Source organism: Flavobacterium hibernum, assembly GCF_000832125.1.
Classification (GTDB): domain Bacteria; phylum Bacteroidota; class Bacteroidia; order Flavobacteriales; family Flavobacteriaceae; genus Flavobacterium; species Flavobacterium hibernum.
On record NZ_JPRK01000009.1, the window covers coordinates 189,395 to 215,135 of the forward strand.

General features: G+C 32.1%; 22 protein-coding genes and 1 pseudogene. 11 read left to right on the forward strand and 12 right to left on the reverse strand.

Annotated features, from left to right (window positions below):
• The first annotated feature begins 18 nt into the window (after positions 1 to 18).
• Positions 19 to 783 carry a class I SAM-dependent methyltransferase gene (locus tag IW18_RS12115; protein WP_041518017.1) on the forward strand — a complete coding sequence of 255 codons (765 nt, stop codon included), beginning with the start codon at positions 19 to 21 and terminating at the stop codon, positions 781 to 783.
• Between the two features lie 90 nt (positions 784 to 873).
• Entirely contained in the window at positions 874 to 1,542 is a 669-nt protein-coding gene (locus IW18_RS12120) for a ZIP family metal transporter (protein ID WP_041518018.1), read from the forward strand.
• Between the two features lie 394 nt (positions 1,543 to 1,936).
• Here the strand turns inward: IW18_RS12120 and IW18_RS12125 are convergent, their stop codons facing one another.
• The 3 genes from IW18_RS12125 to IW18_RS12135 all read right to left on the reverse strand — a co-directional run bounded on the left by IW18_RS12125 (position 1,937) and on the right by IW18_RS12135 (position 6,828).
• A complete protein-coding gene (locus IW18_RS12125; RefSeq protein ID WP_041518019.1) occupies positions 1,937 to 4,321 on the reverse strand; it encodes a TonB-dependent receptor domain-containing protein in 2,385 nt (794 codons plus the stop codon).
• Positions 4,322 to 4,474: 153 nt separating this feature from the next.
• Positions 4,475 to 5,623 (reverse strand): helix-turn-helix domain-containing protein, encoded by a 1,149-nt coding sequence (locus IW18_RS12130; RefSeq protein ID WP_041518021.1) that lies wholly within the window; start codon positions 5,621 to 5,623, stop codon positions 4,475 to 4,477.
• A gap of 56 nt (positions 5,624 to 5,679) precedes the next feature.
• Positions 5,680 to 6,828 (reverse strand): helix-turn-helix domain-containing protein, encoded by a 1,149-nt coding sequence (locus tag IW18_RS12135; protein ID WP_041518022.1) that lies wholly within the window; start codon positions 6,826 to 6,828, stop codon positions 5,680 to 5,682.
• Between the two features lie 182 nt (positions 6,829 to 7,010).
• Here IW18_RS12135 and murQ point away from each other — a divergent pair, with 182 nt between their 5' ends.
• The 9 genes and pseudogenes from murQ to IW18_RS12180 all read left to right on the forward strand — a co-directional run.
• Entirely contained in the window at positions 7,011 to 7,823 is an 813-nt protein-coding gene (gene murQ / locus IW18_RS12140; RefSeq protein WP_041518024.1) for an N-acetylmuramic acid 6-phosphate etherase, read from the forward strand.
• 60 nt (positions 7,824 to 7,883) lie between these two features.
• On the forward strand, positions 7,884 to 8,105 hold the full coding sequence (locus IW18_RS12145; RefSeq protein WP_017498392.1) for a DUF6095 family protein: 222 nt from the start codon (positions 7,884 to 7,886) through the stop codon (positions 8,103 to 8,105).
• 77 nt (positions 8,106 to 8,182) lie between these two features.
• Entirely contained in the window at positions 8,183 to 8,755 is a 573-nt protein-coding gene (locus IW18_RS12150) for a pentapeptide repeat-containing protein (protein WP_041518025.1), read from the forward strand.
• Positions 8,756 to 8,898: 143 nt separating this feature from the next.
• Entirely contained in the window at positions 8,899 to 9,474 is a 576-nt protein-coding gene (locus IW18_RS12155) for a DUF1572 family protein (RefSeq protein WP_041518026.1), read from the forward strand.
• Between the two features lie 148 nt (positions 9,475 to 9,622).
• Entirely contained in the window at positions 9,623 to 9,994 is a 372-nt protein-coding gene (locus tag IW18_RS12160) for a hypothetical protein (protein ID WP_041518028.1), read from the forward strand.
• Between the two features lie 35 nt (positions 9,995 to 10,029).
• A complete protein-coding gene (locus tag IW18_RS12165) occupies positions 10,030 to 10,803 on the forward strand; it encodes a TerC family protein (RefSeq protein ID WP_041518029.1) in 774 nt (257 codons plus the stop codon).
• Between the two features lie 191 nt (positions 10,804 to 10,994).
• Positions 10,995 to 12,914: a DUF294 nucleotidyltransferase-like domain-containing protein gene (locus IW18_RS12170; RefSeq protein WP_041518031.1), complete on the forward strand. Its 1,920-nt coding sequence runs from the start codon at positions 10,995 to 10,997 to the stop codon at positions 12,912 to 12,914.
• A gap of 2 nt (positions 12,915 to 12,916) precedes the next feature.
• Positions 12,917 to 13,543 (forward strand): 3'-5' exonuclease, encoded by a 627-nt coding sequence (locus IW18_RS12175; RefSeq protein WP_041518033.1) that lies wholly within the window; start codon positions 12,917 to 12,919, stop codon positions 13,541 to 13,543.
• A 124-nt stretch (positions 13,544 to 13,667) separates the two neighbouring features.
• A pseudogene (locus IW18_RS12180) lies at positions 13,668 to 14,330 on the forward strand (AAA family ATPase); the annotation flags it as partial.
• Between the two features lie 61 nt (positions 14,331 to 14,391).
• Here the strand turns inward: IW18_RS12180 and IW18_RS12185 are convergent.
• The 9 genes from IW18_RS12185 to IW18_RS12225 form a co-directional block, all read right to left on the reverse strand.
• Positions 14,392 to 17,112, reverse strand: a complete 2,721-nt coding sequence (locus IW18_RS12185; protein ID WP_041518036.1) for a DNA gyrase/topoisomerase IV subunit A — start codon at positions 17,110 to 17,112, stop codon at positions 14,392 to 14,394.
• Positions 17,113 to 17,136: 24 nt separating this feature from the next.
• Positions 17,137 to 18,243 carry a PDDEXK nuclease domain-containing protein gene (locus IW18_RS12190; protein WP_041518038.1) on the reverse strand — a complete coding sequence of 369 codons (1,107 nt, stop codon included), beginning with the start codon at positions 18,241 to 18,243 and terminating at the stop codon, positions 17,137 to 17,139.
• Positions 18,244 to 18,260: 17 nt separating this feature from the next.
• A complete protein-coding gene (locus IW18_RS12195; protein ID WP_041518040.1) occupies positions 18,261 to 20,132 on the reverse strand; it encodes a DNA topoisomerase IV subunit B in 1,872 nt (623 codons plus the stop codon).
• A 161-nt stretch (positions 20,133 to 20,293) separates the two neighbouring features.
• Positions 20,294 to 21,469, reverse strand: a complete 1,176-nt coding sequence (gene pncB / locus IW18_RS12200) for a nicotinate phosphoribosyltransferase (RefSeq protein WP_041518041.1) — start codon at positions 21,467 to 21,469, stop codon at positions 20,294 to 20,296.
• A 90-nt stretch (positions 21,470 to 21,559) separates the two neighbouring features.
• Positions 21,560 to 22,540: a transglutaminase domain-containing protein gene (locus IW18_RS12205; RefSeq protein WP_041518043.1), complete on the reverse strand. Its 981-nt coding sequence runs from the start codon at positions 22,538 to 22,540 to the stop codon at positions 21,560 to 21,562.
• Between the two features lie 3 nt (positions 22,541 to 22,543).
• Positions 22,544 to 23,068 carry an NADPH-dependent FMN reductase gene (locus IW18_RS12210; protein ID WP_041518044.1) on the reverse strand — a complete coding sequence of 175 codons (525 nt, stop codon included), beginning with the start codon at positions 23,066 to 23,068 and terminating at the stop codon, positions 22,544 to 22,546.
• Positions 23,069 to 23,168: 100 nt separating this feature from the next.
• Positions 23,169 to 24,086 (reverse strand): YihY/virulence factor BrkB family protein, encoded by a 918-nt coding sequence (locus IW18_RS12215; RefSeq protein WP_041518045.1) that lies wholly within the window; start codon positions 24,084 to 24,086, stop codon positions 23,169 to 23,171.
• 107 nt (positions 24,087 to 24,193) lie between these two features.
• On the reverse strand, positions 24,194 to 24,868 hold the full coding sequence (locus tag IW18_RS12220) for a hypothetical protein (protein WP_041518047.1): 675 nt from the start codon (positions 24,866 to 24,868) through the stop codon (positions 24,194 to 24,196).
• 8 nt (positions 24,869 to 24,876) lie between these two features.
• On the reverse strand, positions 24,877 to 25,554 hold the full coding sequence (locus IW18_RS12225) for a TIGR02117 family protein (protein ID WP_041518048.1): 678 nt from the start codon (positions 25,552 to 25,554) through the stop codon (positions 24,877 to 24,879).
• Positions 25,555 to 25,741 lie beyond the last annotated feature (187 nt).

Below are 25,741 nucleotides of genomic sequence, written 5' to 3' on the forward strand. Positions count from 1 at the left end.
TTAATTGAAATAGAATAAATGTCTGACGCAGCAAACTCATCAACACCAAATCAGGAACGTAACACCGAAAATTGGTTTACGTCGTGGTTTGACACTCCTTATTATCACATACTTTATAAAGACCGAAATTATCGCGAAGCTCAGATTTTTATGGATAATCTTACGCATTATCTAAATCTTCCTGAAAAAGCTAAGGTTCTTGATCTGGCCTGCGGAAAAGGGCGTCATTCTATTTACCTAAATCAATTAGGCTTTAATGTTTTAGGCGCAGATTTGTCTGAAAACAGTATTGCCGAAGCCAGCAAAAACAGTAACGAAACGCTGCACTTTAAAGTGCACGATATGCGTGAACCATTTGAAGAAAAATTCGATGCTATTTTTAATTTATTTACCAGTTTTGGATATTTTGAAAGTGACGATGATAATTTAACTACTCTTAAAGCTATTAAAGAAAGTTTATCTGAATATGGTTTTGCGGTTATTGATTTTATGAACGTTAATCAGGTAATTGAAACTCTTGTTCCTGAAGAAGTAAAAACCGTTGACGGAATCGATTTTAAAATTAAAAGATATGTTGAAGACGGACATATTTTTAAAGAAATAGATTTTGAAGATCAAGGCAGAAAATTTCATTTTACCGAAAAAGTAAAAGCTTTAACTTTAAAAGACTTTCAGGACTTGATGGATGAAGCGGGAATTTTTCTGTTGGATATTTTTGGAGATTATAAACTCAAAAAATTTCATAAAACCGAAAGCGAAAGATTAATCATGATTTTTAAGTAAATTGGTGAATCGTTTAATTGTTGAACCGTTTAATCGCTAAACAAAAAAACAATTAAACGACTAAACAAATCAACGGTTAAACATTAAAAAATGAATTACCTATTACCCTTATTCTCTGTACTTTTAGGCTATGGTGTGGCTTTGTTTTTAAAACCAAAAAACAAAACCAACCTAAAATTATTACTAGCTTTTAGCGGTTCATTTTTATTATCCTTGACAGTAATGCATCTTTTGCCGGAAGTTTACGAGTCACACAATCATAATATTGGTTTATTTATCATGGTCGGGATTTTATTCCAGATCATCTTAGAGTTTTTCTCAAAGGGCGCAGAACACGGACACGTGCACGGACATGCCAAAATGTATCAAATTCCGTGGTTACTATTTATAAGTTTATGCATTCATGCCTTTCTTGAAGGATTTCCGGTAAGTCATCATCACGATTTAGCAGTCGGAATCGCCATCCATCATTTGCCAATTGCAGTGATTTTAACCACATTTTTCATCAATGCAAGTCTGGACAAAAAAGCCATTTTTGCGTTCATGCTTACTTTTGCACTTATGACTCCGCTTGGAACTATTGCATCAGAATATTTACCTTTTTTAAACGAATATTATACTGAAATAACAGCAATTGTAATTGGTATTTTATTCCATATTTCGTCGACCATTATATTTGAAAGCAGCGAAGGACATAAATTTAATGTAGCCAAAGTTTCTATGATTGTTCTAGGAATTCTATTGGCATTCTTTTTATAATTTGGTCGTGACCTTTAATTAAGACAATCTATAATTTTATAGCGAGAAAAGACCTCGAAAAGACACAAAATCTGCAAGGTTTTGTCATTTCGAGGAACGAGACTCGAGCGATAGCAAACAAGCGAAGCAAATCTCCGTAAGTAACTCCGCAACGAGAATCTAATCTCTGTCGAGCTTCTCGCGGAGATTTCTCGTTCCTCGAAATGACAATATTGTGGTTAAAATACGTCTTTGCCCGAGTATATTTTTTTTCTAAAAGCTTAACTTAGTAACATTCGCTCCTATCACTAACGCAAAAATTAAGAAACTACCATATTCAAAAAAAATACCTAACAGGTTTAAAAAACCTGTTAGGATACTTTAAAATTATCTAATTTTCTAATGGACAAATTATCTAATTAGCCCTCTTTTTCTCCTCTTCATTTCCAAATTTGCGTTCGTTCACATTAATCTTTTTATTTCCAAAATTGTAAACTACAGATAAACGTGCAAATCGGTTACTTTCATTTTGGTTATAAACTTGCTTTACGCCATTTACAATCGATACATCATTTTTCAAGTAAGACGTATTAAAAATATCATTTACTAAAACCGAAATTTGCAAAGCTTTGTTTAACAAATCTTGTTTAAAACCAATATTCAAACTTGATACATATCCTGTGTCATACAAACCACTTTTATAAGGTGTAGTATAATTAAAATCTACTTGCAGTTTAGTCGCTTTACCCAAAGAAAAAGTATTATTTGTCGAAAAATCTACTTGAAGACTATTTGACGGAGTTGCATTGATATCTTTTATGAATTTAATATCCGAACCTAAAAAATACAATGAGTTCTCGCTCTCCCACCAATCTGCAAATTCGACCGAATATACTTCTCCAATTCCATAGTTAATTCCTTTAAAATAATTATCTCTAGACACAATTTGCGTCATAGTTTCTGGGTTTGCAGTAAATATTACACCATAACCATCTGTAACCACATTTACGAAAACACTAGATCTTAACGATTTTTTATACGAATGCGCAAATTCAAAATTATCATTAAAAGAAGGTTTCAAGAACGGATTTCCTTCAGAATAACTATTACTGCTAATGTAAATTCGAAACGGATTTAATAAACTAAAACTTGGTCTGCGAATTCTTCTTCCGTAATTCAAACTAAAACTATTGTTTTCATTTCTTTTATAAGAGCTATAAAAGGTGGGAAATAATTTTAAATAATTGTTTATCGTTTCCTGATTTAGGTTTTCCGAAAAACCAGTCGTTTGTGTGTTTTCTAATCGAAGTCCAAGCTGAAAATTCCATTTTTCATTAATCTTTTTCTCACCACTAATATAAACTGCCTGATTGTTTTCGGTATATTTAAATCTATTCGATTGATTCAAATCCAATTCGGGAGTTCCGTTAATTGTATTAAAAAAAACAACATCACTATTACTTTCTGTAAAACTCACTTTAGCTCCATAAGATAAATTTAAGGCTTCAAGCGGATGTTCCATATCAGCCTTAAAACTCAAATTATCAATTCCCTGATTCGAAAGATTTCGTCCCGATTGATTTACGTCAACAAAAGTACCATCTGATGTATAATTATTTGCCAGAAATTCTCTGTCGAATTTTGAATCATAATTAAAGAAATCAACGTCAAATGACAACTTTCGGTTAAGAGAATCAAGCTTTGTAATTAAATGCAAATTATAAGTCTGATTGCCCGTTTTTCTGTCTAAGAAACTCTTATTAATAATATAATTGTCTAATTGATTTTGAGCATTATAATTATTAATTCTAATATCAGAATTAAAATCAGGATTGCTATTATCATTTAAAAATTGAAATCCAATGGTTGTTTTATCCGATAAATCATAATCCAAAGCCAGTTTCCCAGAAAGGTTTCCTTCATTTAATTTCGTTATCGCATTCATTTTCGAAGGTCCTTCGACAAAATACATATCAAGAGATTCTTTAATGTTTCTAGCGCCTGTTTTTCCGTTAACGCTCGCCGAAAACCTAAACTTATTTTTATTATAAAAGAAATTATTTCTCAAAGCAAAAATTCCATATTTATTTTGATCATAAGAAGCTGTAGTAGTGTTTTTCCAAGAATCGCGAGCCCCTTTTTTCATTACAATATTAATTAATCCGCCAGTTCCCTCAGCTTCATATTTTGCCGATGGATTGCTAATAATTTCAATGTTCTTAATATCACTAGCCGAAATAGATTTCAGGAAATTATTCAGCTCCTCGCCCGTTAATTCAATCATTCTTCCATCAATCATAACACGCGAAGTTCCTTTTCCTAATATATTAATCGCATTATTCTGTACTGCAACGCCAGGAGCCGTATTTATAGCACTTAAAGCATCACCGCCAACAGTAGTTACATTATTCTCAAAATTGTACACCAAACGATCTGTTTTTTGTTCAATGGTATTTTTTTTAGTTTTAATTACAACCTCGCCTAAATTTGTAGCGTTCTCTTTTAATACTATAGTATTTAAATCGATATCTTTTTGAATTGCAAACTCTTTTTCAAAACCTGCAAATCCCAAAAGACTAATTTCTACTTTATATAAACCTTCTTTCAGATTAATTTCAAACGAACCGTCTTTTTTACTTGTTGTTCCGTCTACAATTTTTCCCTCTAAATTTGATACCGAAATATCTGCCCATTCTAATACTGTTGTTTCGCTCGCTATTTTTCCTTTTAATTTTACAGTGGTCTGCGCTACACAAAACAAAGGCAAGAGTAAAAAAATAAGGTGGTAAACATTTTTCATAATTTCTAGTTTTAACTTGTTCGATTAATTTGAAGCAAAGTTGCCTTAGAAATTCTCTGTATGCGACCGACAAAAAAAAGTCGAACCAATTTCTGCTCAGGAAATCAGTTCGACTTTATTAAGCTCGAAGTACGACTTTTTACAAACCGTTAATTATGAAGCGTTTCTATAAGCTGTAGGTGTTAAATTGGTATATTTTTTAAAAGAAGTATTAAAGGATGATTTTGAATTAAAACCTACTTCGTATAAAATTTCTAAGACTGTTAAATCACTTTTTGAAGGATTTTTTAAAATACTCATGGCTTTTTGAATACGATATTCGTTTACAAAATCGAAAAAATGCTGATCCATATGATGATTAATCAAAACAGATAAATCACGAACCGGAATCTCAATCTGGTTAGAAAGTTCCAGTATTGTAAGCGATGGATCTAGAAATGGTTCTTTCTCGGTCATGTATTGTTTCAAAGCCAAAATTTGAGTCGAAATAATATCGTTTTGAAGGTCTTTTACTTCGCTAATATTTTCATTTTTCTTAGGCAGAATATCTTTTGCCAATTCTAATTTTGAATCGATACCTCTAAAAAGTTCAGGATGATTAAGCGCTTTTAATACAAACCAACAAGTGACTATTAAAGCCAAAAACTGCATTACAACATTTGCCCAAATCCACAAAGCATCAAAATCAGTATATCTTATAATGTTCTTTCCTATTGCTAAATAATACAACATAAAGATCGCGGTCGATAATTGAAACAACCATTTAAAAATAGAAGTTTTAGGATTGGTATAATTTTCCTGATATATTTCTTTATACCTTTTTAAAGCCAAAAATACTCCAATACTATACACCACAATTTGCACACCTAAAATTATCTGTAAGCCGTACAACTCAATTAACTGACTACGATGGTCGTAAAATTCTATTTTTTCGGCATTGCTCAAAAAATAGAGTCTAAATGCAAAAAACACATTAACTATTACAAATGGAACTACATGAATTAAATGCTTGGCTTGTAATCGAAAATCAGTAAAACAAACCGATACAATATACAAATAGAAAACAGGAAGTGTTAAAGCGCAAGTAGTCCATCTAAAAAATTCTGAATTAAAATGACTTCTAATAAAATCTTCGCTAATAAAAATTCCAATATTATCAATTGCAAAAAGCAGTAAGTACAAAGCAAAAAGCCTGTTTGCTAATTTATTTTGAGTTTTTACAGTTAATAAAAAGAATGCCAACAATAATGAAACAAAAACTGAAATCCAGCTCATAACACTTAAAACGCTATCTATATCCATTATATTTTTTAGATTATTTAACAAATATAATATTTTAGTTCTTAAGCACGATTCAATTATGACGAAGCGTTTCTATAAGCTGTAGGTGTTAAATTCGTATATTTTTTAAAAGAAGTGTTAAACGAGGATTTGGAGTTAAAACCAACTTCGTATAAAATTTCTAAAACAGTAAGTTGGCTTTTAGACTGATCTTTTAAAATATTCATTGCTTTTTGAATGCGATATTCATTTACAAAATCAAAAAAATGCTGATCCATATGATGATTGATCAAAACAGATAAATCTCGAACCGGAATATTAATTTGATTCGAAAGTTCTTGTATGGTAAGTGACGGATCCAGATAAGGCTCTTTTTCTGTCATGTACTTTTTTAGTGCTAAAATTTTAGAAGAAGTAACTTCGTCCAGATCGTTTACTTTTTCAGGCGCAACAACACTTTCCCTTGGAAGCAAATCTTTTGTTAGTGCTATATTAGAATTAATTCCTCTAAAAAGCTCGGGATGATTCAAAGCTTTCATTACAAACCAGCATATTACAACTAAAGCCGCGCATACCATAAGCACATTTCCCCACAAAAAAACGTCTCTGGAAGCCGTATAACGCAATAAATTTTTAGAAGCCGTAATAGAATGCATTACTGCAAAAACACAATTCATCTGAAAAAGCCATTTGTAAGTAGAATAACCGGGATTGGTATAATTTTCCAGATAAATTTTTCGGTATTTTTTTAAAACCAAAAAAATACTAATGATATAAAACCAATATTGAATTTCGATTAAAATCTGAAAAAAGTAAACCTCAGGCATTTGATTAAAATGAGCAATGAATTGCTCTTTTGCTATACCTGATTGCGAGTAAAATCTTGGTACCAAAACTAAATTCATAACAACAAATGGAAGCGTATATACCAAATGTTTCCACTTCAATCTAAAATCGTTGTAACAAACCGCTAAAACATAAAGATAAATTAAAGGCATTTCCAGTAAACAAATTGTACTTCTTATAAGCTCTAAATCTGCATATTTCTGAGGAAATGAATAAGTAAAAAGTCCAGTAAAATCAATTGCCGAAAAAATAATAAACCAAGCAAATAAGCGATTTGCTAACTTATTTTCGGTTTTTACCGTTAATAAAAATAATGCTAATAGTAACGAAACAAAAACAGCAATGTGAGCAATACCGTCTAAAAAGCTTAATTTATCCATCCATTTTTTTAATATGTAACAAATATAATATTTTAGTTTGTGTAACCTAACTACAAAAAAACAGTCTATACAAATAATAAATTAACATGAAAAAAAGATCGTAAATCATTGTGACTTTATGCTCTAAATTTCGCGATTGAAATAAAAAAGATTAATTTTGACCTGTCCAATAACAAATAAAAATGACATTCACGAAAATTACTGAGGAAGCTTCAAAATACGAGCATTTAGAAAAAATGTCGGTTCATGAATTGCTAATTAACATCAATAAAGAAGACAAAACTGTTCCTGATGCCGTCGAAAAAGCCATACCCCAAGTAGAAGCTTTAGTAGCACAAGTGGTAACCAAATTAAAATTGGGCGGTCGATTATTCTATATCGGAGCCGGGACATCTGGTCGTTTAGGTATTGTTGATGCCTCAGAATGCCCTCCTACTTTTGGAGTTCCATTTGACTTAGTAAATGGAATTATTGCTGGTGGAGATACCGCTATTCGTCGTGCCGTAGAAAATGCCGAAGATAATGCTACACAAGCCTGGATCGATTTACAAGCCCATAATATTGGTGCAAACGATGTGGTAATTGGTATTGCAGCTTCTGGAACAACTCCTTATGTTATTGGTGGTTTAGAAACTTGTAACCAAAATAATATTGTTACCGGTTGTATCACTTGTAATCAAGGAAGCCCTTTGGCGCTTACAGCACAGTTTCCAATTGAAGTAGTTGTTGGTCCTGAATTTATTACCGGAAGCTCCAGAATGAAAGCCGGAACTGCTCAAAAATTAGTTCTTAATATGATTTCGACTGCTGCAATGATTCAACTTGGAAAAGTAAAAGGAAATAAGATGGTTGATATGCAATTGAGCAATGTAAAATTGGTCGATCGCGGAGTTAAAATGATTATAGACGAAATTCAGGTTTCTTATGAAGAAGCTTCAGAATTATTAAAAAAATACGGCAGTGTGAGAAACGCTGTTGATAATTATAAAAAGTAAAAGGTTTTCTGTTTGGTCGTTTAACCACAACAACTTGAAACCTAAAACAAAATAAAAAACATGGCAACAAATAAAGAATTATTAGGAAAAGGAATTAAATATCTATCAGGTTCACTGCCTTTATTATTTATTGGTCCATCGTTGATTTATAATGCTTTTATGAATCAGCATACTAACTGGCATTATTTGGTTTTAGGAATCGGAATTGTAGCTTGTTTAAGTGCTATGTTCTTAATTTTTTATGGATTGAAAATTATTATGAAAGGGTTGTTTAATGACTAAGTTAGTCTTCTAAACAAACCCAACAGGTTTTATAAAGAATCTCTACAATTAAAAAAATCATTTATCTAAAACAATTCATGGAAGGTATAATTCACATTCAGAAAACGTTCGAAAAAGTCATTTACATTGACAAAAAAATAAACAATAGAGAGTTTGAAGATTGTGTTTTTAAAAACTGTGATTTCTCGAATAGTAATTTTGCTTACAATTCATTTTTAGATTGCGAATTTATCGATTGCAATTTGTCAATGACCAGTTTATCTGGTACGAGTTTAAAAAACGTAACTTTTAAAAATTGTAAACTTCTTGGAATTGCTTTTAACGAATGTGACGATTTTTTATTTCAGGTTTATTTTGAAGAATGTACGCTGGATTATGCAGCATTCTCTAATAAAAAAATGCCCAAAACAAAATTCATAAATTCATCTTTGCGAGATGTTACCTTTATAGGAACCAATTTAACGAGTTCCATTTTTGATAATTGCAATTTAGAAGGTGCCATTTTTAATGATACACAATTAGCAGCTGTTAATTTTAAAACAGCATACAATTACAAAATTGATCCGGAATTTAATCCGATGCGAAAAGCGCAATTTTCTAATGAGGGAATTGTAGGTCTTTTAGATAAATATGATATTAAGATTGTTTAAAAATCTTTATCTTTTTTTAAGGTTGTCACAAATTACAAGAATCTTCTCGGATTTTATTTTACCATAATAATTATTAATTTGTGTAAATTCGTGCTATTGGTAGCGAAAAAAACACAATTCCAACTTCATAAAATTTTATAATCATGGAAGTAAACGAATGTTACTTAGAAAGCGTTAAAAAACAATTCCTATACTATAAAATGTTGGGCGAAAAAGCAATACATCAATTAGAACCAGAGCAGCTTTTTGTATCTCTAAACGAAGACACAAATAGTATTGCAACAATAATTAAGCATATATCCGGAAATATGCTTTCGAGATGGACTGACTTTCTTACTTCTGACGGTGAAAAAGAATGGCGCAACCGTGATGCTGAATTTGAAAATGATTTAAAATCAAAAGAAGAAGTTCTTATTGTTTGGAATAAAGGCTGGGATTGCTTTGAAAACACATTGAATGATTTAAAGCCAGAGCAACTTTCAGACATTATTTATATCCGAAATGAAGGTCATACTGTTATTGAAGCAATTAATCGCCAATTAGCACATTATCCATATCATATTGGGCAAATTGTTTTTTATGCTAAACAATTAAAAAACAGTAGTTGGGATAGTTTATCGATTCCGCGAAATAAATCCGGTAATTATAATGCCGAAAAGTTTGCCAAAGAAAAAGAAATCAAGAACTTTACCGATGACGAGCTAAAGAGATTGAAGTAATACTTTTGTCAGACTTGCCGAAGTCAAAGCCTTTTTAAAAACGATTCTTCGACCCCGTTCAGGATGACATAAAATCTTTTGTAGCTTTTTGCCCTGATTGAAATAGAAAGCAGAAAACAGCTCCTAAAAAAACAACTTAAATTAAATCATGAAAAAAATTATATTCTTATTGCCATTTCTTGCCTTAGTATCTTGTTATAATGCCGAGCACAATTGCAAAGATTTTAAAAACGGAAAATTCAAATTTGAGTTTGAAGTAAATGGGGTTAAAAAAACAACAATTTTTGAACGTAAAGACGGCATTGAAATTGAAACTTTTGAAGGAAAAACAGATACCGCAACTGTACGTTGGGTAAGTGATTGTGAATATATTTTGGAGAAGAAACATCCGAAAAATATGGCGGAAGAAAAGGCTATTAGTATGAAGATCTTAACAACTTCTAAGGATTCTTATACGTTTGAATTTGGAATGGTAGGTTCGGACCAAAAACAACGCGGAACTGTTGTAAGAGTCGAATAGATAATCGAATTTACATAACTAAAACAATTTATTGGATGGAAGTATTTTTGAATCCCGATGCATGGATTGCCTTATTGACTTTGACTTTTCTTGAAATTGTTTTAGGAATTGACAATATCATTTTTATATCGATAGTAACAGGAAAATTACCCGAAGAGGATCGTAAAAGAGCCACTCGAATTGGTTTGTTTTTGGCTATGTTTATGCGTATTGCTTTATTAATGGGAATCTCCTATTTAATTGCAATGAAAGCCACAATATTTAGTATTCATTGGGGTTGGTTTGAAGGTGATTTTACTGGTCAGGCTTTGATTTTATTTTTGGGAGGTCTATTTTTAATTTATAAAAGTACCAAAGAAATAAGCGAAAAAGTTGATCATAAAGGCGACGAAGAAAAGACCATCGAAACGGCTGCAAAAAAATCATTTTCAAATGTTATTGTACAAATTCTATTGATTGATTTAATTTTTTCTGTCGATTCTATTTTAACTGCAGTTGGTATGACAAATGGCGTGCACGGTGCTTTAACTATTATGATTACAGCTGTTGTGATTTCGGTTTTAGTAATGATGCTGTTTGCAGTTCCGGTTGGGAATTTTGTCAACAAAAACCCTTCTATTCAAATTTTAGGACTTTCATTTTTAATTTTGATAGGATTCATGTTAATCACAGAAAGTATGCATTTATCAAACGCTACACTTGCTGGCGAACACATAGGCGCAGTACCAAAAGGTTATTTGTATTTTGCTATTTCTTTTTCGCTGGCTGTTGAATTTATCAATATGAGAATCAGGAAAAAACAATCTTAAATCATAATTTAAAAGTTCCATTTGGAGCTTTTTTTTTGATATACAAACAAGGTAAAAGACACATCAATTTTACTATCAAAAAATAGAAAAACCTTTGCCCCTTTATTTCTTTGCAACTTTGAACCTTAAAAAAATAGGTGTTTCTTTTACATTTCTATTTTAAATAGTACTTTAGAACCTAAATCTTAAGCATGAAAAACACGATTTCGCATAGAGTTGCCGACTTTTTAAAGGACTTTCCTCCTTTTAGCTTTTTGCACCAAAAGGATCTTGAAAAATTATCTGAACAAATATCTATTGTTTATAAAGATAAAGATGCTGTTATTTTTGCCGAAAGCGAAAAAACACACGATTCCTTCTATGTCGTACACAAAGGCGCTGTTGCACTTAAAAAAAGCGCTAAGAACAATGTTTTAGACATGTGCGACGAAGGAGATATTTTTGGTCTGCGTCCGCTTTTGGCACAGGAAAACTATATTATGGAAGCCATCGCGTTTGAAGAAACGATTTTATATGCCATTCCTATTTCGGTTTTTAAACCTTATGCGCTTGAGAATAGAACTGTTGGTAATTTTTTAATAGAAAGTTACGCCTCAAACACCCGAAATCCTTATTCAGACATTCATAAAGATAAATTATATGGCGATGATTTGCTTCAAGAAAATCTGAATTCAAACCACGACTCCTTTGATTTAGCACCTATAAAATACTCTAAAAAAATTGTGACTTGCGGTCCATCAACAACCGTTAAAGATGCTGCAAAGATTATGAATCAAAATAAAGTTGGAGCCATATTAATTGTTGATGAAATGATCCCTATTGGGATTTTAACAGATAAAGATCTTCGCAATAAAATTGTTACCGGAGATTATTCTATTATGACAACTGCCGAAACGATAATGACAAAACCTGTTATTACGTATCCTAAAAAAATGACGGTTACTGAGGCTCAAATGGCAATGATGAAAAGTAATATCAGTCATTTATGCCTTACTAAAGATGGTACGAACAATACAAAAGCTGTTGGTATTTTGTCCAAACACGACGTAATGGTAGCCCTAGGAAATAATCCTGCTGTTTTAATAAAAGCGCTAAAAAGGGTTAAAAAGGTTAAGGAAATAAAACCTATTAGAGCCCGAATAATGCAATTGCTTCAAGGATATTTAGATCAAAATATTCCGATGACTTTAATTTCTAAAATCATAACCGAATTAAACGAAGCTTGCACGACACGCGTGATCGAAATGTCTTTAAAAAAAATGAGCAGTCCACCACCAGTTAAATTTGCTTGGCTAGCTTTAGGAAGTCAAGGTCGAAGCGAACAAATGCTTCATACAGATCAGGATAATGCTATTGTTTATGAGAATGTTTCGGAGGTTTTTAAAGATGAAACTAAAATATACTTTTTAAAATTTGCTGCTCTTGTCAATAAAGGTCTTTTTGATATTGGTTATGATTATTGCCCTGCCGAAATGATGGCGTCCAACCCAAAATGGTGTATGAGTCTTGACGAATGGAAAAACCAAGTTCATTATTGGATTACAAATCCAGGGAAAAATGAAGTTTTACTGTCTTTTATATTTTTTGATTATAGTTTAACCTATGGCGATGCCGAAATGGTGAATGAACTCTCGGACTTTATTTTTGAAGATGTAAAAGCAAATCCGGTTTTTTATGTGCATTTGGTGAGTGGTGCTTTGCAAAGTCCATCTCCAACCGGTTTTTTCAGACAGTTTCTAGTAGAACAAGACGGTGCCAACAAAGACAATTTTGACATCAAAAGGAGAGCTTTAATGCCGTTGACGGATGCTGCAAGAGTTTTAATTTTATCACATTCAGTTAAATCTATAAGCAATACAGCGGCGCGATTCGAAAAACTAGCCGAATTAGAGCCTAATAATAGAGAATTGTATTTGTCTTGCTCATACTCGTTTAAAGCTTTATTGAAGTTTAGAACGAAACAAGGACTTTTGCATAACGATTCCGGTCAATTTATTGCATTGGAAACTTTATCTAAAATGGAAAAAATTAAACTAAAACGTACTTTTAAAACTATTAAGGAACTTCAGGAACTTATTTCGGTACGTTTTAATATTTCAAATCTGGTATAATCATGAGTTTATTCAATTTTTGGAAGAAAGAAGAAACCCTATTCGATGAAAATATCACTATCGAAGAAACTCGTTTTGTAGTTCTGGACACTGAAACAACGGGATTTGATTATGAAAACGATCGAATTTTATGCATTGGTGCGCTTGCTTTACAAAATGGTACAATAGCTATTCAGAATAGTTTTGAAGTGTATTTACAGCAAGATCATTACGATAAATCGACGGCTCAGATTCACGGAATTTTGAGAGATTTTGTTTTAAAACGCCCAACTGAGATGGAGGCTTTAGAGCAGTTTTTAGTTTTTCTTGGAGATTCGATAATTATTGCACATCATACTATTTTTGATGTTACGATGATTAATAAAGCGCTAGAAAGAAACAACTTACCTCAACTCACAAATAAAACTTTAGATACTGCTTATTTATATAAAAGAACTTTAATTAAATCGCATTTGTTTGAGCGCAAAGATCATTACACCTTGGACGATCTTGCCGATAAATTTGATATTTCTAAAAAAGACCGTCATACAGCTTTAGGCGATGCCTATATCACTGCAATTGCATTTCTTAAAATTGTAAAAAAGTTAAGAGAGAAAAAAGAGATTAATTTGAATGATCTTTTTAAATAAAAAAGGTTCGAATAAATTTCAAACCTTTTAAATGCTACTTATCTATAAACAAACGATATGGAAACACATTTGATGATCTATTTTTAAGATTTTTCATAAAACTATCGCACAAATAATCCCATTCTATGGTGCGCCTCCAGGGTATGTGGGATATGAAGAAGGCGGGTTATTGGTAAACAAAATTAGACAAAAACCTTATTCTATTGTTTTATTTGATGAAATTGAAAAAGCGCATCCTTCTGTATTTGATGTTTTCCTGCAAATTATGGACGAAGGAAAACTGCACGACCGTTTAGGAAAAGAAGGTGATTTCTCGAATGCGATTATTCTTTTCACCTCAAATATTGGGTCAGATCATATTGTTGAAACTTTTAATAACGGGCAAATCCCAGCTTCGAGTTCTTTAATGGAAATTATGGGAAATTATTTCAGACCTGAATTTTTAGGACGTTTGACTGAAATTGTACCTTTTGCTCCAATAAGTAAAGAAAATGCGTTGAAAATATTCGAAATCCATCTTAAAAAAGAGTTTATGGATTTATTAAAAAACATCAACATTAAAGTTCAAATTCCGATGGAAGCAAAACTTTACCTTGCCGAAAATGGTTATAATGCTAAATATGGCGCTAGACCAATCAAAAGTATTATTAGAAGCCATTTAAGAAGACCGTTGGCAAAAAAAATAATTGCTGGTGAAGTAAAAGACGGCGATACAATTTCTGTTGTAATTGAAAACAATGAAGTAAAATGGGTTAAAGAAGAAGTCCTTTCTTCTATTGAAAATTAAACTTTAAATAACTTGTAAAAAAAACGCTAAGAATTAAACATCTTAGCGTTTTTTTATTTTTTTATTCTAAAACTAAACCTATTTGGCCGTCATCGTCTAATTCTGTTTCAACCGAATCATCGTCTGATAATTCTGGTTTTTCAGGAACTTCTTCAACAGGTTCTTCATAAGGAAGTGGTTCTAATAAATTAACTTGTTTTAATTTATCAGCTGTTAATTGATTTCCTAATGCTTTAAAGCCTTTTACTGCTATAAAATCTTCAACATCAATATGCAAATCTTCTTTTTGAACTCCTTTTACTTTTGCAAAAACCAATTGCGCCAACGGACGATAATCTGTTGAAACGATTTCTAATTGTGAGTTTGGATGATCTGTAATAAAACTTTCTTCTTTTCCTTCATTTTCTACAAGGAAACGTTTCAAGAAATAACGCTCTTTTTCTCCATCATAATAAATAGCCGAAATTGGTTTTTTAGGCTTCCACTTTTCTAAAACAATCATATCTTCCTCAAAATGAGTTGACAATTCTGGAATAATAACTTTTATTTTTCCACTTTGACTGATGATCAAAATTTTGTCGCTTGGTTTAAATTCGCCCAATAATTCACCTCTTGCATCAACATTTAAACGTTTTACCGTATCGTCAAACCAAACTTTTCTTGGTAGTAAAGTCGAAATTCCTTTTTCTTTTAATTCAATTTTCTTGATTGGATATTTTGTAACCAAATTTCCTTTTGAAGCACGACCTTTAATAGCCAGCTTTGCAAAATCAATATCGAATTTCAGTTTTTTAATCGTTCCTATCTGACGGAGTAAAATTGTAACAACCTCAGCTTCTCCATTCGGGTTATGCGAAAAATACACTACTTGCGAACCATTTGTTCCATTTGTTAAATCGTAGGCTTTATCACGTGTTACACCGCTAACATTAAAACGTTTGATGTATGAAGGACCTGATTTACCATCGCGATACATCATGTTGTAAATCGTACGCTTATCGCTTTTATCAAAAACGGCAACGTGTATAATATCTTTTCCTATAAAGGTTTTCGAGTCGACTTTTGTAATCATCAATGTTCCATCGCGCAAAAACACGATAACATCATCAATATCAGAACAATCTCCTACATATTCATCTTTCTTCAAGCTCGTTCCTACGAAACCTTCTTCGCGGTTTACATATAGTTTTGTGTTACGTAAAACAACTTTCGTTGCCTCAACGTTATCAAAAACACGAAGTTCTGTCTGGCGTTCGCGCCCTTTTCCGTATTTCTCTTTTAATTTGGCGAAATAAGCAATCGCAAAATCGGTTAGATTTTCTAAATGATGCTCTACCTCTTTCATTTCATCTTCTAACTTCGAGATAAAATCATCGGCTTTATCAGAGTCAAAACGTGTAATACGAATCATTGGAATTTGAGTCAAACGCTGTAAATCATCATCGTTGATATCTCTAACAAATGATTTTTTGAAAGGCTCAAAACGGTCGTATAAATATTTGTAAAGTGATTCTCTATCTGAATATAATTTGAAATCAATGTACATTTCTTCACGAATGAAGATTTTTTCTAATGTAGAAAAATGCCATTTATTTTTTAATTCTTCCAGCTGAATTTCTAATTCCTGACGAAGTAAATCCTGAGTTCTGTGTGTCGAAATTTTCAACATTTCAGAAACTCCAATAAACAACGGCTTATTATCTTCGATAACGCAACCTAAAGGTGCAACAGATGTTTCGCAAGCTGTAAAGGCAAACAAGGCATCAATTGTTTTGTCTGGTGAAACACCCGGGAAAAGATGAATTAAAATTTCAACATCAGCAGCAGTATTATCTTCGATTTTCTTGATTTTGATTTTACCTTTTTCATTGGCTTTCAAAATACTATCAATCAAAGTCGTGGTATTGGTCGAAAACGGAATTTGCGTTATCACCAATGTATTCTTGTCTAATTGGGCAATTTTAGCACGCACACGCACACGTCCGCCACGAAGTCCGTCATTATAATTTGATACATCGGCAATACCCTGCGTCATGAAATCAGGATATAGTGTAAAAGGTTTTCCTTTTAATATCTTAATCGAAGCATCAATTAACTCATTGAAGTTGTGAGGCAAAACTTTTGTCGAAAGTCCAACTGCAATACCCTCTGCTCCTTGTGCCAAAAGCAACGGGAACTTTACCGGAAGATTGTTTGGTTCTGCACGACGACCATCATATGAAACGCCCCAATCTGTAATTTTTGGAGAATACAAAACCTCCAAAGCAAATTTTGATAAACGTGCTTCAATATAACGCGAAGCAGCTGCTCCATCGCCTGTTAATATATTTCCCCAGTTTCCCTGGCAATCTATCAATAAATCTTTTTGACCAATTTGTACCATAGCATCACCAATACTAGCATCTCCGTGTGGGTGATACTGCATGGTGTGACCTACAACATTGGCAACTTTATTATAACGACCATCATCCAATTCTTTTAGAGAGTGCATAATACGACGCTGAACAGGTTTAAAACCATCTTCGATCGCTGGCACTGCACGCTCTAAAATTACGTACGAAGCATAATCTAAGAACCAGTCTTTGTACATTCCGGTTACTTTCGTAATCGTATCCTGACCATCTTCTCCGTCATTCTCGTAAAAATGCTGACCTTCAAAATGTTTAGCATCTACGTTAATAATTTCATCATCTTCTCCATCTTGATTATCATCAATCGGATTTTCATCTGAATTATTCTCGTCGTCGTTTGGAATTATGTTATCGTCTTCTTCGTCTTTCATTTAATTATATTCGAAATTATAATTTTAATATTTGTTTTCGATGAGTTGTTTTAAAACCTCAACGCTTGGTAAAACGGTTTTATATTTACTGGCAAAAATTTGCTCGTTGTTTTCGGGTAGAGTATATTTTACTACTGATTCACTTTTATTTTGACAAAGTACAATTCCGATAGTTTTATTTTCATCTTCCAATCTCATTTTTCTGTCATAATAATTGACATACATTTGCATTTGCCCTAAATCCTGATGTTTTAATTCACCAATTTTAAGATCAATAAGGACAAAACATCTTAGTATTCTATTGTAAAAAACCAAATCGATTCTAAAATGCTTATCATCAAATGTAATTCTTTCTTGTCTTGCTACAAAAGTAAAACCATGACCTAATTCTAGTAAAAAATGTTCTAGTTTACTAATGATTTCTTCTTCTAACTGCGATTCAGAATATTGATGCAATTCTGGTAATCCCAAAAATTCAAGTATATAAGGATCTTTGATAAGATCTTTTGGCTTTTCTATTATTTGCCCCTTCTCAGAAAGTTTTAATATTCCTTCTTTATCCCTGCTTAATGCCAATCTTGTATAAAGCGCCGTATCGTATTGGCGTTTTAACTCTCGAACGCTCCAATTGTATTTTTCAGATTCTATTTTGTAAAAGCGTCTTTCCTTTTCATCATCAATTCGCATTAAAAAAATATAATGGCTAAAAGTCAATTTAAAAAACGAAGCCAAGGTTTGATAATCTACTTTATTGAATTGCGCAGTCACTGACTGCGTTTTTTGAGATTTGAATTCCTCAGTCACTGACTGGGGTTTTTGAATTTCCAAAATCCGAGACAGTGTCTCGGATTTTGAGAAAGTCAAAAAGAGCTTCCTCATATTCTCCAAATTATCAATAGAAAAGCCCCTCCCAAATTCTTTAGTTAATTGCTTCGAAAGATCTTTTAAAAGCTGTTTCCCATATTGAGCACGGTCTTTCCCATTTTGTTCTTCTTCAACAATAATTCTTCCAATCTCAAAATAAGTAATTGTCATCGTTGAATTTACGGTACGTAAAACCTGTTGTCGGGCATTTTGTAATAACTCGGCAACTTGTTGAAAAATGACTTTATTTTGAAGACCGTCTGACAATATATTTACATTAAATTTTAAACCTCAGCTTCAACCGCATCCAACTCCACTTTCAAATTCTTGATAATGAACTCTTGTCTGTCTGGAGTATTTTTCCCCATGTAGAAAGACAATAATTGTTCAATCGAAGTATTTTTATCCATCATAATCGGGTCAAGGCGAATGGTTTCTCCAATAAAATTCTTGAACTCATCTGGCGAAATCTCTCCTAAACCTTTAAATCGGGTAATTTCAGGTTTTGGTTTTAATTTTTCGATCGCATCTTTTCTTTCTTCATCAGAATAACAATAGATGGTTTCTTTTTTATTTCGAACCCTAAAAAGTGGCGTTTGTAAAATATACAAATGTCCTTCTTTGATTAATTCAGGGAAAAATTGTAAAAAGAACGTAATCAATAACAAGCGAATGTGCATACCATCGACATCGGCATCGGTTGCGATTACGATATTATTGTAACGCAATTTTTCTAATCCGTCTTCGATATCTAGTGCCGCTTGCAGTAAATTGAATTCTTCATTTTCGTATACAATCTTTTTACTCATTCCGTATGAGTTCAAAGGCTTACCACGTAAACTGAAAACAGCTTGTGTATTTACGTCACGCGACTTTGTAATCGATCCGGAAGCCGAATCTCCCTCGGTAATAAAAAGCGTACTTTCTAAGTTTCTTGGGTTTTTGGTATCTGGAAGATGCGCACGACAATCTCTTAATTTTTTATTATGAAGATTGGCTTTTTTAGCACGATCTGTCGCTAGTTTTCTAATTCCGGATAATTCTTTACGCTCTCTTTCTGCCTGCAAAATTTTACGCAATAAAGCATCGGCCGTTGGAGGATTTTTATGTAGATAATTATCTAATTTATTTTTCACAAAATCATTTACAAACGTACGTACAGAAACGGGAGTTGTTCCATCATCAGAACCCATATCTGTAGAACCTAATTTGGTTTTGGTCTGAGACTCAAAAACAGGCTCCATTACTTTAATACTAATTGCACTTACAATGGATTTACGAACGTCTGATGCTTCAAAGTTTTTATTGTAAAATTCACGAATGGTTTTTACAATTGCTTCTCTATAAGCGGCTAAGTGCGTTCCTCCTTGTGTTGTATTTTGTCCGTTGACAAAAGAGTGATATTCTTCGCTGTATTGCGTTTTACTGTGCGTTAAAGCGATTTCGATATCATGATCTTTTAAGTGAATAATTGGATATTCAAGATCTTCTGCATTTATGGTTTCTTCTAATAAATCACGAAGTCCATTTTCTGAATAATATTTTTCTCCGTTAAAAATGATTGTCAAACCATTGTTTAAGTAACAATAGTTTTTGACCATTTTAATTACATATTCCATACGGAATTTGTAATTTTTAAAAATCGTTTCATCTGGCGTAAAGGTTACTTTTGTTCCTTTTCGCTTTGTTGTTTCAATTATATCTTCTTCAAGAACTAGATTTCCTGCCGAAAATTCTGCTCCTTTTTGTTTATCATCACGAACTGATTCTACACGGAAATAATTTGAAAGTGCATTTACCGCTTTTGTTCCAACACCATTTAAACCAACTGATTTCTGGAAAGCTTTAGAATCGTACTTTCCACCCGTATTCATTTTCGAAACTACATCGACCACTTTTCCTAACGGAATTCCACGTCCGTAATCACGAACAGAAACTGTTTTATCTTTGATTGTTACCTCAATAGTTTTTCCGGAGCCCATTACAAACTCATCGATACAGTTATCTAAAACCTCTTTTAGAAGAATATAAATACCATCATCCGGCGAAGATCCATCTCCCAATTTCCCGATATACATTCCGGGACGCATACGAATATGTTCTTTCCAATCGAGTGATCGAATGTTATCTTCGGTATATTGATTTTGCTCTAGCATAAAGTAAATTGGATTTTTGGCTAATGTACCATTTATAGTCAAAAAATAAAAGCGTATTATTTTTTTGTTATGAATAATAACAGTTTTGAATTCTATTTAAATTCATTTTAAAATAATAGTGCTGTTAAATTATAAAAAAACTGCATTTTCAACAAAAAAATCTATTTTATTCCGAGTACTTCTTTTGCCAAAGCAATCATTTCGGGAGTTCCCGTATTTTTATTTTTTTCGTCAGAAAGTTTTACTACTCCTTGCCAATGGGTATTATCAAGCTTGACTTCGGTCAATTTTACCACCATATTCATTGCGGGCAAACCTACATCGTTGGTAAAATTGGTTCCAATTCCAAACGACATTTTTATTTTGTCTTTACAAAAATCTGTTATGCTTTTTACTTTTTCAAAATTTAAAGAATCCGAAAAAACAATCACTTTCGATCGTGGGTCAATTCCCATTTTGTTGTAATGCGAAATTACTTTTTGCGCAAACTCAATTGGATCACCACTGTCGTGACGTACGCCATCAAAAAGTTTGGAATATTTTTTGTCAAATTGTTCAAAAAAAACATCGGTTGTGTAAGTATCTGTTAACGCAATTCCGAGATCTCCTCCATAAACTTGAGTCCAATGTTCCAGGCTTATTAAGTTTGCCATTTTGAACCCAAATTGCGCTGCATGAAACATAAACCACTCGTGGGCATGAGTTCCTAAAGGTCGTTTGTTATTGACCATCGCAAAATGCACATTACTGGTTCCTATAAAACTTTCTGAACCAAAAGTTCGAAGCGTTTCGTTTATTAAATTATGTACATCGTATGAATGACGGCGTCTTGTACCAAACTCCAAAATCGAAACTCCGAGTTTGTTATAATTATCAATCTTGTTTTTGGTAAGTTCTCTTATAGCTTCGTCATTTAGGCGAATGAGATGATTGGCTTTATAAAACAACTCTGAAATTAAAGCCATTAATGGCACTTCCCATAAAATGGTACGATACCAAAACCCTTCAATAACCACCTTAATTTCTGAACCTTCCTGAGTGATTTCAATTTCAGATGGATCAAAACTATATCCTTGCAAGAAATCTAAATAAGTGGGATCAAGATAAGGGCAATGATGCGATAAATACTTTTTTTCGTCTTTTGTAAGTCGCAAATCGGCTAATGCATCAATTGATTTTCTAAGTTGATCTGCAAAACCTGACGGAAAAATATGTTTTCCACGGTTAATAAATCCATAGCGTACTTTTGCCTTCGGAAAAAGCTTTATTACAGCATGCTGCATTGTAAATTTATAGAAATCATTGTCTAAGATTGATTTCAAAAAAGTTGTTTCCATATTCTGGCTACTATAATATTCTTAATTGCTAAAGATACAGCAATTTGATAAAACAATAAAATGATATAAATCAACTTCGCACAATATTTCTTACTTTGCTATTATTTTAAAAGATGCAAGAGCATTCTGATATCGATAAAATGTAATAAATCGTCCTTTATTTTTTTTATACAAAACTTCAAATTCCAAAATATTATTTTCTTCTTTTAGGTTTGAAATTTCAAAACGTTCTCCATTTTCATTCGTACATGATATATTATTAAACTCTGAAAGATTTCTAATTTTAAAGAACAGCTTTTCCCCTTCCTTAGCTAAAATCACACCCGATTCTGGTGATAAAATTTCATAATCTCCTTCCATCATTTTATCATAAATCAAAGGTCCATTCAAATAAGTTTCTTTACTTAATTTAAAATTGAGATAATTCCCAGAATCCGGAAAATGTTTTGCAAAAAAATACTTTGGATCCATATCAAAATAAATAGGCTTGAAATGTTTAATTGCTGCCTTTCTGGAATAATCAAAATATCCTTCACCCCAAGTAACATCGACCAAACACCATTTTCCATCAATTTTGACAATATTCCACGCATGATTTGAGTACAACCTTTTTCGTCCAATATCATTTAAAAGAGTTTTGGCGTCTCCCTGAATTATCTGGACTTTTAATCCCACCAATACACCTATATGAGCATACAATCGAGAGAAATCTTCACAGACACCTCGTTGCGTTCTAAATGCTTTTTTAATCATTTCTTGCTCATAATCCTGTATCTGCTTATCTCTATCGCTATTATTTTTAAAAGTGAATACTTTTGGATTAGGCGGATTCAAAAATGTTTTTGTATCGTAACTCATATTCAAAGCAAGCCAAGTAAAAATTGCTCTTGCTTTATCGTATTCTGAACTAAAATCTTTTTGAATTCTTTCAGCTAATTTTTCTGTGGTATTAAAACTTTTAGGATATTTTTTAATGATATTATCAACTGCAATATCTTTTTGAGCAATTGCAGTATTCAGAAAAACAACATTTATGAAAAGAATTATAAAAACAAACTTTTTTACGATCATAGATTAAAAACTAGACTTAATTACGTCTTTTAGTTCTTTATCTAACTCTGCATTTGAGATTTTATTTTGTTCTAAATCAAAATTAGCATTGAATGTAGGTAACGAAAATGTAGCTTTTATTTGTGCACCATATCTTGGTAAGGCATTGTTTGCAATTTCTAAAACGGATGCTCCACCTCTAGCTCCTGGCGAAGTTGCTAATAACAACATTTGTTTCTGCTGAAAAACATCTTTCATTATTCTGGAACACCAGTCAAATAAATTTTTGAAGGCTGCTGAATAATTTCCGTTATTTTCTGCCAAAGAAACAACTAAAAGATCTGCACTTTCTATCTTTTTTAGAAATGCTTTTGCAAGTTCATGCTGACCCACTTCTTTTTCAAGATCGACACTAAAAAGTGGCATTGCAAAATCATTTAAATCTAAAACTTCAACATCGGTATTTTCAAACAAACTTGCAGCATAAGTTGCTAAATGTTTGTTGATAGAATGTTGACTGTTACTTCCTCCAAAGGCTATTATTTTCATAATGATTCTATATTATTTGTTTTTATATTTTTTGCCACAGATTAAGAGGATTAGAATGATTTTTTAATCTGTGGGAATCTTTTAATCTGTGGCAAAAATTTTATTTCGTTTTAATTTCAAAAATCTCTTTTTTAATTTCTACAGAGTATTCATTTGGAGCAATTTGCCCTCCAAATGATTTGGCATACACTTTGGTAAACTCGGCTCCAAAATACAATATAATAGCCGAATAATACACCCAAACTAATATTATAATAATAGAACCTGCTGCGCCATATACACTTGCAATAGTAGAATTTCCTAAATAAAATCCAATTGCAAATTTACCAATCATAAAAAGAACGGCTGTACATCCGGCACCAATAAAAGCGTCTTTCCATTTTATGATTCCGTCTGGTAAAGTTCGGAATATAATTGCGAAAAGCAATGTGATACTCGCCAAAACGATTATTAAATTTATGACATAAAATAAATATACGGTACTGTCTTCTAAATAAATTTTTAGTCTGGAGTTTAAGAGGTCTAAAGTAGCATTTACCATCAAACTGACTAACATTAAAAACCCAACTGAAACGATCATCGAAAAAGACATGATTCTGTTTTGAATGAACTTTTTTAAGCCTTTGTTAGGTTTTGCACGTAATCCCCAAATAAAATTAATAGAACTTTGAATTTCAGCAAAAACTCCCGAAGCTCCAATTAATAACATTACAACTCCAAAAATGGTCACAAAAACATTACTATCCGATAGTTGTACATTTTTGATTGCATCCTGAATTTGAATTGCTGCCTCGTTACCTACTAACCTATTAATTTGTCCATAGAGTTCTCCCGTTACTGCTTCTTCTCCAAAAAAGAATCCGCAAATCGTAATGATAATAATTAATAAAGGTGGTAACGCAAATATGGTATAATACGATAATGCCGCACTAAGTTTGATAGCATTATCATCATTGAATTCTAAAAAAGTTGTTTTTAGTAAGTACCAGGTTTTTGATAAAATATTTTGCTTTTCCACAGGACAAGTTTTTTGATATACTCTCAAATTTAGGTAATATTTTAAAAGACTACATTGTCGATTTTTGCATAAATATTACATTTTCACCATGTTGACTAATCTCATTTTTATTTTGAAACTTTTGTAAAAACCTGATCTGTTCCAAAATGCTTAATTTTTAAAATACGTTTAAACTCACCGCGCGTGGGCTTTATTAAATAAGACATTGAATCTATTACTTGGGCTTTTATAGCCGTGACCGAATCAAGCTTTTTTAAATCTGTTGGCAAATAAATATCTTTTAGCGTTATGGTATTCTTTGTCAATGATAAAAATTGCGTACTCCAAAAAATCGAATCGCGTGTACTTAATACTAATTGCCCGTCTAATCGTTTTGCTTTTTGATTGTATGAAAATCTAAAAACAGTATCTAAATAAGTTTCGATTAATTCTAACGAATCTCCTTTTGAATGTAAATAAATAGTTTCTTTAGAAGCCTTTCTTATTATTTTATTGTCATATATCAAGAACTCTAATCTCATAGAATCTAATTCTCTTTTATGAATTTTAGATTTTCCAAAGTATTTTAATATCATTCGATCTTCATCAATTTTTAAAAATGTCGAATCTTCATTTTTATACATTCCCCTAAATCGATGTGGAAATCGATCTAATTCGGAATCATTTTCCGGTTGTGGATTTTCAAAATATAAAAAGAAACAATCTGGGCATGGTCGCATTCTAACTTTCTTACAAGAGCCCAATACTATCAATAAAACTAATATTAAAATTATCTTTTTCATAGCCGCTATTACTGATAATGGCAAAAAATCCCCTTGTCATAAACCGTCCATAAACTTGCTTTTTGATTAGCTGCTTTTAATGCGCTATTTGCCCAAGTGTTGCAAGTGTAAAAAAAATTGTAGCTTCCTTTTGCTTCATAAAAGGCATCTTTTTTTCCGTAGCTGTAACCTTGAATCCATTCTGGATTTGCTGAATTATTGAAGCTTTCAGATATATAATCGACTAACTTTTGGTAGTTTTCTTTTGAAATTAAAATGCGTTTGCAGTTTTCGTTTTCGGCAAGTCCTTTATAGAATGTAGTATGCATGGCCGATGAACTTACTCCGAATATTGCTTTAGCAGCGGTACTCGCTTTTAAATCTGACCATTCGGGTGTATTTAGATAAAATCCTTTATCTCCCCAGCCAAATGCAATAAAGTTTCCTAAACTGTCTTTTGATTGTGTTTGACTGAATTGAATTTGGTTTCGCCAGTCTTTTATTTCGTTAACAACCGGAACTACAATATCTGTATGGACTCCGTTGGAAAGTATGTAAATAGGGATTGCCTCTTTTTCACTGACTTGTGCAATATCTGAATTAACTGTGATTTTGGAGATCAGATAAACGGAGATTAAATATAAAACAAGAAAAGTAATGATTCCGAGGAAAGTCCATCCTAGAATTTTAAAGGTTGATTTTAGCATTTGGTTAATTGTTTTTGGGTTAATAAAATGGTCTTTTTTGTTGTAACCAATTTTTGAGCCAAAAAAATTATGGTACGCGGATTATACGGATTCGCTAACGCGAAAGCGCGGATTTAAAGGGGTTTTTACTTTAATTTTTTTTACAAAAAAAAATAAAGTATACACCATACAACCACATGTTTTGTCA

Bases quoted from the DNA above. Each gene is read 5' to 3' on its own strand.
- IW18_RS12135 (WP_041518022.1), bottom strand. From the start codon at position 6,828: ATGGATAAATTAAGCTTTTTAGACGGTATTGCTCACATTGCTGTTTTT.
- IW18_RS12185 (WP_041518036.1), bottom strand. From the start codon at position 17,112: ATGAAAGACGAAGAAGACGATAACATAATTCCAAACGACGACGAGAAT.
- IW18_RS12175 (WP_041518033.1), top strand. From the start codon at position 12,917: ATGAGTTTATTCAATTTTTGGAAGAAAGAAGAAACCCTATTCGATGAA.
- IW18_RS12220 (WP_041518047.1), bottom strand. From the start codon at position 24,868: ATGAAAAAGATAATTTTAATATTAGTTTTATTGATAGTATTGGGCTCT.
- IW18_RS12150 (WP_041518025.1), top strand. From the start codon at position 8,183: ATGGAAGGTATAATTCACATTCAGAAAACGTTCGAAAAAGTCATTTAC.
- IW18_RS12115 (WP_041518017.1), top strand. From the start codon at position 19: ATGTCTGACGCAGCAAACTCATCAACACCAAATCAGGAACGTAACACC.
- IW18_RS12225 (WP_041518048.1), bottom strand. From the start codon at position 25,554: ATGCTAAAATCAACCTTTAAAATTCTAGGATGGACTTTCCTCGGAATC.
- IW18_RS12195 (WP_041518040.1), bottom strand. From the start codon at position 20,132: ATGCTAGAGCAAAATCAATATACCGAAGATAACATTCGATCACTCGAT.
- IW18_RS12170 (WP_041518031.1), top strand. From the start codon at position 10,995: ATGAAAAACACGATTTCGCATAGAGTTGCCGACTTTTTAAAGGACTTT.
- pncB (WP_041518041.1), bottom strand. From the start codon at position 21,469: ATGGAAACAACTTTTTTGAAATCAATCTTAGACAATGATTTCTATAAA.
- IW18_RS12120 (WP_041518018.1), top strand. From the start codon at position 874: ATGAATTACCTATTACCCTTATTCTCTGTACTTTTAGGCTATGGTGTG.
- IW18_RS12125 (WP_041518019.1), bottom strand. From the start codon at position 4,321: ATGAAAAATGTTTACCACCTTATTTTTTTACTCTTGCCTTTGTTTTGT.
- murQ (WP_041518024.1), top strand. From the start codon at position 7,011: ATGACATTCACGAAAATTACTGAGGAAGCTTCAAAATACGAGCATTTA.
- IW18_RS12130 (WP_041518021.1), bottom strand. From the start codon at position 5,623: ATGGATATAGATAGCGTTTTAAGTGTTATGAGCTGGATTTCAGTTTTT.
- IW18_RS12165 (WP_041518029.1), top strand. From the start codon at position 10,030: ATGGAAGTATTTTTGAATCCCGATGCATGGATTGCCTTATTGACTTTG.
- IW18_RS12210 (WP_041518044.1), bottom strand. From the start codon at position 23,068: ATGAAAATAATAGCCTTTGGAGGAAGTAACAGTCAACATTCTATCAAC.
- IW18_RS12160 (WP_041518028.1), top strand. From the start codon at position 9,623: ATGAAAAAAATTATATTCTTATTGCCATTTCTTGCCTTAGTATCTTGT.
- IW18_RS12155 (WP_041518026.1), top strand. From the start codon at position 8,899: ATGGAAGTAAACGAATGTTACTTAGAAAGCGTTAAAAAACAATTCCTA.
- IW18_RS12145 (WP_017498392.1), top strand. From the start codon at position 7,884: ATGGCAACAAATAAAGAATTATTAGGAAAAGGAATTAAATATCTATCA.
- IW18_RS12205 (WP_041518043.1), bottom strand. From the start codon at position 22,540: ATGATCGTAAAAAAGTTTGTTTTTATAATTCTTTTCATAAATGTTGTT.